Raw genomic sequence first — 12,513 nt, 5'->3', positions numbered from 1 at the left:
GTCAGGCCGCGTCGGCATCCAGCGAGTAGCCGGCCGAGCGGACGGTGCGGATGATGTCCGGCAGGCCGCCGGCATTCACCGCCTTGCGCAGCCGGCGAATATGGACATCGACGGTGCGCAGTTCGATCTCGCTGTCCTGCCCCCAAACGCTGTCGAGCAGGCGCTCGCGGGAGAACACCCAGCCGGGATGTTCGAGCAGATGGCGCAGCAGGCGGAATTCGGTGGGGCCGAGGGCCACGAGTTGCCCGGCGCGCCGCACCTTGTGGGCCACCGTATCCATTTCCAGATCGGCAAAGGTCAGAACCTCGCCGGCGAGGGCAGGGCGGACGCGGCGCAGCACGGCGTTGACGCGGGCGATCAACTCGCGCGGGCTGAACGGCTTGGTGACATAATCGTCAGCGCCGGTTTCGAGGCCACGCACGCGGTCTTCCTCCTCCCCGCGCGCGGTGAGCATGATGATCGGGACGTTAGCCGTCTCTGGCATCCGCCGCAGTCGCCGGCAGACCTCGATGCCGGAGAGATTCTCCACCATCCAGTCGAGCAGCACGATATCCGGCGTGCTCTCCTGCGCCAGAATAAGCGCTTCCTCGCCGTCGGGCGTCTGCGTGACGTCAAAGTCTTCGCGCTGGAAGTGCCAGATGAGCAATTCCGCCAGCGCTGCATCGTCCTCGACGAGCAACATCTTTGCGCGGACCACCACTCAGTCCTCCGCCAGCAGATCGACTGACGTTCCCTTCTCCCGCTCCGGCGGCTTGGCGCCGGTCGCGACATAATGGACCATCTCGGCGATGTTGGTGGCGTGGTCGCCGATGCGCTCCAGATTCTTGGCGATGAAGAGCACATGCGCGCTCTCGGAGATCATCTTCTGGTTCTCCATCATGAACGTCACCATGGTGCGGAAGATGGAATTGTAGAAATCGTCCACCGCCCGATCCCGCTCGATCACGGCCAGCGCCTGCTGCGCATCGCGCGCGGCAAAGGCATCGAGCGCGGACTTGACCATCTCGCGGGCGATCTGCGCCATGGAGGGGAGCAGCGAGAGCGGCTCCATGCGGCTGGAGGCCGTCACCGTCTCCACGCGCTTGGCGATGTTCTTGGCATAGTCGGCCATGCGCTCGACGATGCCGGCGATCTTGAGCACCGCGATGATCTCGCGCAGGTCGTCCGCCATTGGCGCGCGGAGGGCGATGGTCTGCACCACCAGCCGCTCGATATGCGCGTCCAGCTCGTCGATCCGCGCATCGCCGGCGACGACGCTCTTGGCGAGTGCCACATCGCGCGTCGTCAGCGCCTTGATGGCATTGTCGATGGCATCCTCGGTGAGGCCGCCCATCTCGGCGATCAGCGCCCGCAGGGCGTTGATGTCGTCGTCGAAGGCCTTGAGCGTGTGTTCCGTCATAGCTCGTTCCTGTCCATCCAATCGGCCGATGTCAGCCGTAGCGTCCGGTGATGTAATCCTTGGTGCGCTCTTCTCGCGGGTTGGTGAAGATCTCTGTCGTCGGCCCCTGTTCCACAAGCTTGCCCAAGTGGAAGAAGGCCGTCCGCTGCGAGACGCGCGCCGCCTGCTGCATATTGTGGGTCACGATCACGATGGCATAGTTGCCCCGCAGCTCCAGGATCAGCTCTTCGATCTTGGCGGTGGCGATCGGGTCGAGCGCCGAGCAGGGCTCGTCCATCAGGATCACTTCCGGGTCCACGGCAATCGCGCGCGCAATGCACAGGCGCTGCTGCTGGCCGCCCGAGAGCGCGGTGCCGCTCTCGTTGAGGCGGTCCTTCACTTCCTCCCACAGGCCGGCGCGGCGCAGCGACTTCTCGACAACCTGATCGAGGTCGCTCTTGCTGGCGGCAAGGCCGTGGATGCGCGGCCCATAGGCGATGTTCTCATAGATCGACTTGGGGAAGGGATTGGGCTTCTGGAACACCATGCCCACCCGTGCGCGCAACTGCACCACGTCCATGCCGGAGGCGTAGATGTCCTGCCCGTCGAGCGTGATCTCGCCCTCCACCCGCGCGCTTGCAACCGTATCGTTCATGCGGTTGAGCGTGCGCAGGAAGGTGGATTTGCCGCAGCCCGAGGGGCCGATGAAGGCCGTCACATTGTCGAGGTTCACATCGATCGAGACATTGTCGATCGCCTGCTTGTCACCATAGAAGACCTTGACGCCGCGAGCGGACATCTTGGGTGCGCTGGTCTGCATATCGGCCATTACCATTTCTTCTCGAATTTGTTGCGCAGGAAGATCGCGATGCTGTTCATCGTGAGCAGGAACGCCAGCAGCACGATGATTGCGGCGGAGGTCTTTTCAATGAAGCCTCGGCCCACTTCGTCCGACCACAGGAAGATCTGCACCGGCAGCACGGTGGCGGGATCGGTGAAGCCGCCCGGCGGCTGCGAGACGAAGGCACGCATGCCGATCATCAGCAGCGGTGCGGTTTCGCCCAGCGCGCGGGCCATGCCGATGATCGTGCCGGTGAGAATGCCGGGCAGGGCGAGCGGCAGCACATGGTGGAACACCACCTGCACCGGCGAGGCACCGATGCCCAGTGCCGCATCCCGGATCGAGGGCGGCACTGCCTTGATGGCATTGCGCCCGGCGATGACGATGACTGGCATGGTCATCAGCGCCAGCGTCATGCCGCCGACGAGCGGCGCAGAGCGGGGCAGGTGCATCACGTTGAGGAAGATGGCGAGGCCGAGCAGGCCGAAGATAATCGAGGGCACCGCCGCCAGATTGTTGATCGACACCTCGATGAGGTCGGTCCAGCGATTGCGCGGCGCATATTCCTCCAGATAGAGCGCGGCGAACACGCCGATGGGGAAGCTCAGCGCGAGCGTGATCACCATCGTAATCAGCGAGCCCTTGAGCGCGCCCCAGATGCCGACCATGGTCGGGTCCGTGCCATCGCTGCCGGTGAGGAAGCCGATGTTGAAGGCGGTCGAGAGCGCGCCGGCATCGCCGAGCTTGGCAACCAGCGCTTCGTCGGTGGGGGTGCCGTCACTCTTCATTGCCACGTCCATGCCGGTCGAGGCGGGCAGGCTCACCGTGGCCTCGCGCTGGAGAATGGTTGGATCGCTGATGATCGCCTTGCGCAGGGTGAGCACGGCGTTGGGCGAGAGGATCTGGGTCTCGGGGAGGCCGAACGCCTCCCTTGTGGCCTGCTCCAGCACCGCCGGCAGATTGGCATTGGCCAGCGCCTGCTCGGGATTGGTCGCGAGCACCGCCGGATCGATCAGCGCGGGTGAGCGCGGGAAATCGATGGGCACGGCGACTTCCGTCTGCGTAAAGCCACGCAGGCCATTACCCATCATGGAGATGAGCAGGAAGGCGAGGAAGCCGGCCGAGACCAGCACCGCAGCCATGCCCCACAGGCGGAACCGGCGCTCGGCGGCGTAGCGGCGCGCAATACGGCGCTTCATCGCGTCGCCGCGCCAGTCGGTCGGCGCCCGTTCGGCGCGGTCGCTGGCCGCAGCCCGGTCGAGAACAGTCTCGCCGCTCATTCGTAAGCCTCCCGATATTTCTTCACGACCCGCAGGGCGACGATGTTGAGCAGCAATGTGACCACGAACAGCACCAGCCCGAGCGCGAAGGCGGCGAGCGTCTTGGCACTGTCGAATTCCTGATCGCCGGTCAGCAGCTGGACCATCTGCGTGGTCACGGTCGTCACGCTGGAGAAAGGATTGAGGGTGAGGTTGGCGGCAAGGCCAGCCGCCATCACCACGATCATCGTCTCGCCGATGGCGCGGCTCACGGCGAGCAGCACGCCGCCGACGACGCCGGGCAGCGCCGCAGGGATCAGCACCTTGCGGATCGTCTCGCTGGTCGTCGCGCCCATGGCGAGGCTGCCGTCGCGCATCGATTGCGGCACGGCGGCGATGCTGTCGTCCGCCATGGAGGAGACGAAGGGGATGATCATGATGCCCATCACGAGGCCCGCGGCCAACGCGCTCTCGGAGGATGCATTGGAAATGCCGAGCGAGACCGCGAGGCTGCGCAGCGCCGGCGCGACGGTCAGCGCCGCGAAATAACCATAGACCACCGTCGGAACGCCAGCGAGCACCTCGAGGATGGGCTTCATCCACTTGCGGGTCGTCGGGCGGGCATATTGGGTGAGGTAGATGGCGCTCATCAGCCCGAGCGGAATGGCGACGATCATGGCGATGATCGCGCCGATGAAGATCGTGCCCCAGAACAGCGGCACCGCGCCGAAGGCGTCCTCATTGCCATAACCCATCGCGGCCGATTGCGGGCTCCAGTTGAGGCCGAGCAGGAAGTTGAGCGGGTTGACCATCGAGAAGAAGCGCATCGATTCAAACACCAGCGAGGCGACGATGCCGGCGGTGGTGACGATGGCGATCAACGAGGCGCCGAGCAGCGACCACATCACCACCTTCTCGACGCGGTGGCGGGCGGTGAAGGCGGGGCGGACGCGGGAGAGGGCATAGGCGCCGCAGGCAAAGGCCAGGATCGCGGCAAGGATCGCGCCCATGGTCGAATAGCGCATCGTCGCGACGCTATAGGGCTCGACCAGCTCCGTGGCTTGGGGATTGAAGGCGGCCGCCTGCGACCCGGTGGCAATGGACTGTGCTTCGGCGAGGATCGCGTTGCGGGAGAAATCGTCGGTTGGCAGGCTCTGGGCGGCGGGCGTGGCCAGCACCGAGTCCGCGATCAGCGCCGGCATTACATTCGCCCAGACCGCGAGGAAGGCGAAAGCCGGCAGCATGGTCCACAGCGCCACATACCAACCGTGCTGGGTGGGGCGACTGTTGGTTGCGAGACGACCGACCTCCGCCTGCAGCCGGGTGGCGCGTGCCCGGGCGATGATCCAGCCGATCACCCCAAGCGCGCCTATGATCAGGACGATCATTACGCCGGTCATTCGCTCATACCCCCTTGGCCATTCAACCTGGCAGGAACCGGTGGCGGCAGCGCGCCGTCACCGGTTGGATTGTCCGATCAGTGCAGTTCGTCGCCGTTCAGCACAATGAGGTTTGCGATGCGCTCGGCATTGGCCGTGCGCACATCCTCGGGCGCGGCGACCATGCCACGGCGGGCCAGCGCGCCATCGGGTGCCCAGTTCTTGGCGAAGGCTTCCATATAGGCCTTGAGGCCCGGAATGGCCGCGAGATGGGCCTTCTTCACATAGATGTAGAGCGGACGGGCACCGGGATAGGAGCCGCCGGCGACGGTTTCATAAGTGGCTTCCTGGCCGTTGATGGCAATGTCGCGCACCGTGTCGCGATTGGCCTCGAGGAAGGAGAAGCCGAAGATGCCGACCGCATCGGGATTGGCATTCAGCTTCTGCACGATCAGATTGTCATTCTCGCCGGCATCGACATAGGCGCCGTCCTCGCGGATCTGCGTGCAGAGCTGCTTGTGCTTGTCTTCATCCTTGGCCTTGAGTTCCTTCATGGCCGGGTCGGTGTCGCAGCCCGGGGTCAGGATCAGCTCGGCCAGCGAATCGCGCGTGCCGGAGGTCGAGGGCGGGCCGAAGACGGAGATGGCAATGGCAGGCAGCGAGGGGTCGATGTCCTGCCAGGTCTTGGCCTTGTTCGGGCCCTTGCCATAGGGATTGGCGGCCAGCGCTTCATAGACCTGCTTGGTGGTCAGCGCGATCTTGGGGCCCTTCACGGATTCCGCCAGCGCCAGGCCATCCAGGCCGATCTGGATTTCGATGATCTCGTTGACGCCGTTCGCCTTGCACGCCTCGAACTCGGATTTCTTCATCCGGCGGGAGGCGTTGGCAATATCCGGGTTCTGGGCGCCGACGCCCTTGCAGAACAGGCTGATGCCGGCACCGGTGCCGGTGGATTCGATGATCGGCGCCTTCATGCCCGGATTGTCATTCTGGAAGAGGCGCACGGCCTCCTGCGCGAATGGATAGACGGTGGACGAGCCGACCGCGCGAATCTGATCGCGCGCGCCGCCACCGGGCTGGTTCTGGCAGGCCGCGAGCATGAGCAGGGACGCGGCGAAAAATGCGTGACGCATGGACTGGTCTCCGGGAGGCGCTTGTGTTGCCCGGCGTCGCCTTAGAACCGGGTTCCTCGCGCCTCTGTGACGTTTCTGTTTCACTTTTGTGACTCGGTCACCCCGGCAGAAGCGGCCCGCGCGGTGCCGGCAGCGGCCTCTTCCCCCGCAAGAGCGCGGAAGACCGGCAGTTCCACCCGCACGGTGGTGCCGACTCCGACCTTGCTGTCGAACTGAAGAATTCCGCCATGGCGCTGCACGATGTGCTTCACGATGGCGAGGCCAAGGCCCGTTCCGCCCATCGCGCGGCTGCGGCTTGAGTCGATTCGGTAGAAGCGCTCGGTGAGGCGGGGGAGGTGCTCGGGCGGAATGCCCTCACCCTGATCGCTCACCGCCAGCAGCACCATGTTGCGCTCATGCGGCTCGGCCCGAACCGTCACCGCCGTGCCGGCCGCGCCATATTTGAGCGCATTGCTGATGAGGTTGTGAAGCAGCTGGCTCAACTGCGCACGGTCGCCGCGCACCGGCGGCAAGTCCGGGTCGACCTGCGTCACGATATCCTGCCCGCGCTTGTTCTGCCCCTGGCGGAAGACCTGCACCACTTCCTCCACCAGCGGGGCGAAGGCCACCGGCTGGTCGGGCGAGCGATATTTGTCCGCCTCGATGCGGGAGAGGGACATGAGATCATCCACCAGCCGCTGCATTCGCCGCGCCTCGCCATCCATGATGGTGAGGAAGCGCTCGCGGGTGGCCGCATCGGCACCCGCGACCGGGTCGCGCAGGGTTTCGATGAAGCCGAGGATGCCGGCCAGCGGCGTGCGCAGCTCGTGGCTGGCATTGGCGACGAAATCCACGCGCATCCGCTCGGCGGCTTGCTTGTCGCTCTGGTCGAAAAGCAAGGCGAGCAGGCGGCCGTTGGCAATCGGTTGAATGTCGAGCGCCCAGCTTTGGCCGGCGGCGCCCAGGCCGATGATGTCCACGCGCGCCGGGGCCTGCGCCTGATTGGGGCCGGTGAGCAGATCGATCGCGGCCGGGTGGCGCAGCGCCAGCCGCACGTCCTGCCCGATGATGTGGCGGCCGAGCAGCGCCAGCGCGGCGTCATTGCAGCGCTCGATCCGCCCGCGCTCCACGATCAGGCTCGGATGCGGCAGGGCCTGGAGCAGGGTGTCGATCTGGCTGAGGCTCGCGCCATTTGCGTCAGGCGCAGGTGCCGAGATCAGGGACGGCGTTGCGCGGCGCTCCAGCGCATCGAAGAGCAGCGCGACGCCGAACAGGCAGGCCACCGCCGAGGTCAACGTGGCTTCCGCGCTGCCGGTCAGGGCGTAGACGATGACGGTTGCGAGCGCCCCCGTCAGCAGCAAAATCCAGATCGAGCGATCGACGCGGGCCATGGGCCACCCCGTAGATGATTCGCACTGCCAGCGCGATTCCAAAGATCGCGGCGCACGGAAGACGGGGAGGGGCTTAGATCGCCCAGCGCTCCAGCAGCGGTATCAGCTCGTCATAATGGTCGATGCCGGCATCCGCGCCAATCTCTTCCGCCGTGCAGGGCACGAAGCCGAAGCTGACCGCAATCGAGGGAATGGCAGCAGCACGGGCGGCCAGCGTGTCATTGTCTGTATCGCCCAGGAAGATGGTGCGCCCGCCGCCCGCCTTCTCGACCATGTCGAGCAGCAGATCGGGCAGCGGCTTCATCCGGTTGGGGCCGAGCGTGTCGCCGCCGACGATAGCCGCAAAACGGGGCGTAAGGCCGAGCTGATCGAGCAGGCTGCGCGCCAGCGCCTCGCGCTTGTTGGTGCAGACGGCCAGTCGCACGCCGCGCGCGGAAAGTGCATCCATGGCATCGATCAGGCCCGGATAGGGCTGGGTATGTACCGCGATGTTGGCGGTATAATGGTCCAGCAGGATCGGCAGCAGCGCATCGACCATCGCCTCGTCTTGCTCGCCCGATTCCTGCAGTGCCCGCGCCAGCATGCGCCGCGCGCCCTTGCCGATGAACGGGCGGATGGTCTCGACCGGAAAGGGGCCGTAACCGCGCGTAGCGAGCGCATGATTGACGGCGGCGGTCAGGTCCGCGCCGGTATCGAGCAGCGTGCCGTCAAGATCGAAGCCGACAAGGTCGAAAGCAAAGGTGGTCATCGCTGCCCCATGCCTTCTGGGCAGTGGCGCGATCAAGTCAAACATGGCAAGGCTTGCCTGCCCTGTCCTGATCGCCCCTCGATCTCGCCAACAAGAGAGTGCCCGTGCCCGATCCAATCAACCGCCCGCTTGCCATCATCATTCTTGCTGCCGGCCAGGGGACGCGCATGAAGTCGGCCAGGCACAAGGTGCTGCATCCGCTCGCTGGTCGCCCGATGCTGCTTCATCTGCTGGCAAGCGCCGGCGCGCTCGATCCGGCGCGGCAGATCGTCGTGGTCGGCGCCGGGCGTGAGCAGGTGGAGGCCGCCGTGGCCGGTCGCGGGATCGACATTGCGGTGCAGACCGAACAGCTCGGCACGGGCCATGCCGTGGCGCAGAGCGCAGCGGCGCTGCAGGGCTTTGTGGGCGATGTGCTCATTCTCTATGGCGATGTGCCCCTGGTGCGCGCCGAGACCATGCGGGCGATGATCGCGCGCCTGCATGAGGAGGATGCGCCGGCCTGCGTCGTGCTCGGCTTCCGCCCGAGCGATCCCGCCGCTTATGGCCGCATCATCGCCACTGCCGATGGACGCATTGGCAAGATGGTCGAGTATAAGGACGCGACCGAGGCCGAGCGCGCCGAGGATCTTTGCAATTCCGGCCTGATGGCCGTGCGCGCCGAGGATCTGTTCGCGCTGCTCGACCGGGTGAGCAATGACAATGCAGCGGGCGAATATTATCTGCCGGATATCGTGATGCTCGCCGCCGTCGACGGGCGGGCGAGTGCGGTCATCGAAACCCGCGCCGATGAGGTCGCCGGCGTGAACAGCCGGGCCGAACTGGCCGCGGTCGAGGCGAGCTGGCAGCAGGCACGGCGCGCGGAAGCGATGCGCGACGGCGTGACGCTGGTCGCGCCGGAGACCGTGTTTTTCGCCCACGATACCGTTCTGGGCCGCGACGTGACCGTGGAGCCCAATGTGATCTTCGCCCCCGGCGTGGTGGTGGAGGAGGGCGCGACGATCCATGCCTTCAGCCATTTGGAGGGCGCGCATGTCGGCCGCGATGCCTCGGTTGGGCCGTTCGCGCGGCTGCGGCCCGGCGCGCGGCTGGGTGAAAAGACCAAGGTCGGCAATTTCGTCGAGATCAAGAAGGCCGTGCTGGGCGCGGGGAGCAAGGTAAACCATCTCTCCTATGTCGGCGACGCGCAGGTGGGCGAGGCGGTGAACATCGGTGCCGGCACGATCACCTGCAACTATGACGGCTATTTCAAGCATGAAACGGTGATCGGCGACCGCGCGTTTATCGGCTCGAACAGCGCGCTGATCGCGCCGGTGCGGATCGGCCGGGATGCCATCGTCGCGGCAGGCAGCGCCGTCTCGCGCGATGTCGGGGACGGAGAGCTACGCTTGGTCCGCGCGGAACAGTTCGTGAAGCCGGGCTGGGCCGATCGCTTCCATGACGCGATGCGCAAAAAGAAAAGTGCGGCGCACAAGAAAGACAGCTGAGGCACTTGCCATCCGGTGGCATTTTATCGACGAACCGAGGAAAATTTCTGCGGGATTGTCGAAAATGTCCAATAGCCCTGGCAGCATTTTTGAGAGGGTCGAGCCAGCAGATGAGCAGCGATCCTTCGTGGGACACAATCGGCTTTGCCCGGTTGTGGGGAGTGCAGCGCTGATCATCGATCCTTATCGGTGCGAGCCGAACCTGTCCGTGGGAAATGCGCCGCCCGGTGCATTTGGGCAGTTGGGATAGGAAAGAGGGCGGCCAGCTATGTGGTTCGCCCTCTTTTCTTGCGTGGCCGAGGCGCGCATTGACATGATATCACGATATGATATCAATATATCATGCGCTTCCTAGCTGACCTTTCCGACGACGATGTGAAGTGGCTTGAGGAGCAGGCCGCGCAGCAGGGGACATCCCGCGCGGCCATCCTCCGCGAGGCCGTCAGCAGCTATCGTGCCGCCCAGTCCATGCAGGGAGTGGAGCGTTTTTTCGGCCTCTGGGCGCAGCATGGCTCGTCAGTGGATGGGCTGGCCTATGAACGTCACGCCCGTGGCGAGTGGGATCGGGACTGGGAGAGCGCCGAGGGCGCACCTCAGCCGTGAGCGAGTTCTACTTCGACACCAATATTCTCATCGATGCGCTTCATGAACGCCCGCAGGCCTGGGCGGAGCTGCAGCGCGCCCGCCGACCTTGGATCAGCCGGATCAGCTGGATCGAGATCATGGCCGGCGCCCCGGACGGGCTCCATGCCGATACCGAGCGCTTTCTGGACCTTTTCGCGATCGCGGAAGTGAGCGAGGAAGTGGGGCGGCGGGCCGCATCGCTTCGGCAGCAGCGCCGCTCGCTTAAATTGCCTGATGCCATCATTCTGGCGTCGGCCCAGTTGAGCGGGCGCATATTGGTGACGCGCAACAGCAGGGATTTCCCGGCCAATATGCCGGGCATCCGCATCCCCTACACGATCTGAATTCAAGGAAGGCTCACCCCATGTGCGGAATCATCGGCATCGTCGGCACGCAGGATGTTGCGGAGCGCCTGCTCGACGGGCTGCGGCGGCTCGAATATCGCGGCTATGATTCCGCCGGCGTCGCTACAATCGTGGATGGCCGGATCGAGCGGCGGCGGGCCGAGGGCAAGCTCGTCAATCTTGCCCGCGTGCTGGCGGCCGAGCCGCTGGCGGGCGCGACCGGCATCGCCCACACCCGCTGGGCCACCCATGGCGCGCCGACCACGAGCAACGCGCATCCCCATGCGACGGACGAAGTCGCGGTGGTCCACAATGGCATCATCGAAAATTTCAAGGCGCTGCGTGATGAGCTGATCGGGCGCGGGCGGGTGTTCGCCAGCGAGACCGATACCGAGGTGGTCGCGCATCTGGTGAGCGAGCTGGTCGAGCAGGGCGCCTCGCCGCAGGAGGCAGTGAAGCAGGTGCTGCCTCGTCTGCACGGCGCCTTCGCGCTTGCGATCCTGTTCCGTCGTCATCCCGATCTGTTGATCGGCGCGCGCCTTGGCTCGCCGCTGGTGGTCGGCCATGGCGATGGCGAGACCTATCTCGGATCGGACGCGCTGGCGCTGGCCCCGCTCACCCAGCGCATCGCCTATCTGGACGAGGGCGACTGGGTGGTGGTGACGCGCGAGGGCGCGCAGGTGTTCGATCGGGCCAACAATCCCGTCGAGCGCGCGGTCACCATCTCCGGCGTGTCCGGTGCGATGATCGACAAAGGCAATCATCGCCACTTCATGCTCAAGGAGATTTACGAGCAGCCCGTGGTGGTGGCGCAGACGCTGCGCAGCTACCTCCGGCGGATCGACGACACGCTCTCCCTGCCGATCCCGGACTTCGACCTGTCTGCCATCGGCCGGGTCACGATTGTCGCGTGCGGCACCAGTTTCTATGCCGGTATGGTCGCCAAATACTGGTTCGAGCAGTTCGCGCGCGTGCCGGTCGATCTCGATTTCGCATCGGAGTTTCGTTACCGCGAGCCGGTGATGGAAGCGGGGGGGCTTGCCCTCTTCATCTCCCAGTCCGGCGAGACGGCCGATACACTCGCGGCGTTGCGCCATGCCAAGGCGGAAGGGCAGAAGATCGCCGTCGTCGTCAACGTGCCGACCAGCTCGATGGCGCGTGAGGCGGACCTGCTGCTGCCGACCCATGCCGGGCCGGAGATCGGGGTCGCCTCGACCAAGGCCTTCACCTGCCAGCTTGCCGTTCTCGCCGCGCTCGCGGCCAATCTCGCCCGCGCCAAGGGGCGGCTGACGCGCGCGGAAGAGCAGCGGATCGTCGGCCATCTCGCCGAGGCCCCCGCCGCGATCAATCAGGCGCTGATGCAGGATGAGGCGATCCAAGCCCTCGCCCCGCACATCGCGCCCGCGCGGGACGTGCTCTATCTGGGGCGCGGCACCGATTATCCGCTGGCCCTCGAAGGTGCACTAAAACTCAAGGAAATCAGCTACATCCATGCCGAAGGTTATGCGGCGGGTGAAATGAAGCATGGCCCCATCGCGCTGATCGACGAGGCAGTGCCGGTCATCGTCATCGCGCCTTCAGGCCCGCTGTTCGAGAAGACTGTCTCCAACATGCAGGAAGTGCAGGCCCGCGGCGGCAAGGTCGTGCTGATCTCGGACGAGGAGGGCATCGCCGCCGCCGGCGAAGGCTGCCTCGCGACGCTCGCACTCCCCAAGGTCCACCCCCTCATCGCGCCGATGGTCTATGCCGTGCCCGTGCAACTGCTCGCCTACCACGTCGCGGTGCTCAAGGGCACGGATGTGGACCAGCCCCGCAATTTGGCGAAGAGCGTGACGGTGGAGTAGGTTCGACGTTGCGCGATCACCACCACCACCACCTCTTCAGCTGATCCGTGCGGCCATCCTGCTCCGGTGCCAGCGGCGACCGGTAGGCCGCCGCACCGTTGGCATCTGT

12 protein-coding genes are annotated in these 12,513 nt (G+C 65.6%); 4 read left to right on the top strand and 8 right to left on the bottom strand.

Annotation, left to right across the window (positions count from 1 at the left end):
* Position 1: 1 nt before the first annotated feature.
* The 8 genes from phoB to M2331_RS09970 form a co-directional block, all read right to left on the bottom strand.
* Positions 2–697 carry a phosphate regulon transcriptional regulator PhoB gene (phoB, locus tag M2331_RS10005; protein ID WP_181560147.1) on the bottom strand — a complete coding sequence of 232 codons (696 nt, stop codon included), beginning with the start codon at positions 695–697 and terminating at the stop codon, positions 2–4.
* Positions 698–700: 3 nt separating this feature from the next.
* Positions 701–1,399, bottom strand: a complete 699-nt coding sequence (phoU, locus tag M2331_RS10000; RefSeq protein ID WP_181560146.1) for a phosphate signaling complex protein PhoU — start codon at positions 1,397–1,399, stop codon at positions 701–703.
* A gap of 31 nt (positions 1,400–1,430) precedes the next feature.
* Positions 1,431–2,213 carry a phosphate ABC transporter ATP-binding protein PstB gene (pstB, locus tag M2331_RS09995; RefSeq protein ID WP_181560145.1) on the bottom strand — a complete coding sequence of 261 codons (783 nt, stop codon included), beginning with the start codon at positions 2,211–2,213 and terminating at the stop codon, positions 1,431–1,433.
* Positions 2,207–3,499, bottom strand: a complete 1,293-nt coding sequence (gene pstA / locus M2331_RS09990; protein WP_264592356.1) for a phosphate ABC transporter permease PstA — start codon at positions 3,497–3,499, stop codon at positions 2,207–2,209. Before pstA ends, pstB begins: the two co-directional genes overlap by 7 nt.
* Positions 3,496–4,878: a phosphate ABC transporter permease subunit PstC gene (gene pstC / locus M2331_RS09985; protein ID WP_181560144.1), complete on the bottom strand. Its 1,383-nt coding sequence runs from the start codon at positions 4,876–4,878 to the stop codon at positions 3,496–3,498. The genes pstA and pstC overlap by 4 nt, the downstream gene beginning before the upstream one ends.
* A gap of 77 nt (positions 4,879–4,955) precedes the next feature.
* Entirely contained in the window at positions 4,956–5,990 is a 1,035-nt protein-coding gene (locus M2331_RS09980; RefSeq protein WP_181560143.1) for a substrate-binding domain-containing protein, read from the bottom strand.
* An 80-nt stretch (positions 5,991–6,070) separates the two neighbouring features.
* Positions 6,071–7,360: a sensor histidine kinase gene (locus M2331_RS09975; RefSeq protein ID WP_181560142.1), complete on the bottom strand. Its 1,290-nt coding sequence runs from the start codon at positions 7,358–7,360 to the stop codon at positions 6,071–6,073.
* 73 nt (positions 7,361–7,433) lie between these two features.
* Positions 7,434–8,108 (bottom strand): HAD-IA family hydrolase, encoded by a 675-nt coding sequence (locus M2331_RS09970; RefSeq protein WP_181560141.1) that lies wholly within the window; start codon positions 8,106–8,108, stop codon positions 7,434–7,436.
* A gap of 167 nt (positions 8,109–8,275) precedes the next feature.
* On the opposite strand from M2331_RS09970, the gene glmU reads away from it, so the two are divergent.
* The 4 genes from glmU (at position 8,276) to glmS (ending at position 12,404) form a co-directional block, all read left to right on the top strand.
* On the top strand, positions 8,276–9,592 hold the full coding sequence (glmU, locus tag M2331_RS09965) for a bifunctional UDP-N-acetylglucosamine diphosphorylase/glucosamine-1-phosphate N-acetyltransferase GlmU (protein ID WP_264592448.1): 1,317 nt from the start codon (positions 8,276–8,278) through the stop codon (positions 9,590–9,592).
* Positions 9,593–9,934: 342 nt separating this feature from the next.
* Positions 9,935–10,195, top strand: coding sequence for a ribbon-helix-helix protein, CopG family (locus M2331_RS09960; protein ID WP_181560140.1), 261 nt, complete (start codon positions 9,935–9,937; stop codon positions 10,193–10,195).
* Positions 10,192–10,560 carry a type II toxin-antitoxin system VapC family toxin gene (locus M2331_RS09955; RefSeq protein ID WP_181560139.1) on the top strand — a complete coding sequence of 123 codons (369 nt, stop codon included), beginning with the start codon at positions 10,192–10,194 and terminating at the stop codon, positions 10,558–10,560. The genes M2331_RS09960 and M2331_RS09955 overlap by 4 nt, the downstream gene beginning before the upstream one ends.
* Positions 10,561–10,580: 20 nt before the next feature.
* On the top strand, positions 10,581–12,404 hold the full coding sequence (gene glmS, locus M2331_RS09950) for a glutamine--fructose-6-phosphate transaminase (isomerizing) (protein WP_181560138.1): 1,824 nt from the start codon (positions 10,581–10,583) through the stop codon (positions 12,402–12,404).
* The last annotated feature ends 109 nt before the right edge of the window (positions 12,405–12,513 follow it).

It is taken from the genome of Sphingobium sp. B10D7B, assembly GCF_025961955.1.
Classification (GTDB): Bacteria; Pseudomonadota; Alphaproteobacteria; order Sphingomonadales; family Sphingomonadaceae; genus Sphingobium.
This window is presented reverse-complemented; position numbering and strand designations above follow the sequence as displayed.

Bases quoted from the DNA above. Each gene is read 5' to 3' on its own strand.
- phoU (WP_181560146.1), bottom strand. From the start codon at position 1,399: ATGACGGAACACACGCTCAAGGCCTTCGACGACGACATCAACGCCCTG.
- pstB (WP_181560145.1), bottom strand. From the start codon at position 2,213: ATGGTAATGGCCGATATGCAGACCAGCGCACCCAAGATGTCCGCTCGC.
- pstA (WP_264592356.1), bottom strand. From the start codon at position 3,499: ATGAGCGGCGAGACTGTTCTCGACCGGGCTGCGGCCAGCGACCGCGCC.
- pstC (WP_181560144.1), bottom strand. From the start codon at position 4,878: ATGACCGGCGTAATGATCGTCCTGATCATAGGCGCGCTTGGGGTGATC.
- M2331_RS09980 (WP_181560143.1), bottom strand. From the start codon at position 5,990: ATGCGTCACGCATTTTTCGCCGCGTCCCTGCTCATGCTCGCGGCCTGC.
- M2331_RS09975 (WP_181560142.1), bottom strand. From the start codon at position 7,360: ATGGCCCGCGTCGATCGCTCGATCTGGATTTTGCTGCTGACGGGGGCG.
- M2331_RS09970 (WP_181560141.1), bottom strand. From the start codon at position 8,108: ATGACCACCTTTGCTTTCGACCTTGTCGGCTTCGATCTTGACGGCACG.
- glmU (WP_264592448.1), top strand. From the start codon at position 8,276: ATGAAGTCGGCCAGGCACAAGGTGCTGCATCCGCTCGCTGGTCGCCCG.
- M2331_RS09960 (WP_181560140.1), top strand. From the start codon at position 9,935: ATGCGCTTCCTAGCTGACCTTTCCGACGACGATGTGAAGTGGCTTGAG.
- glmS (WP_181560138.1), top strand. From the start codon at position 10,581: ATGTGCGGAATCATCGGCATCGTCGGCACGCAGGATGTTGCGGAGCGC.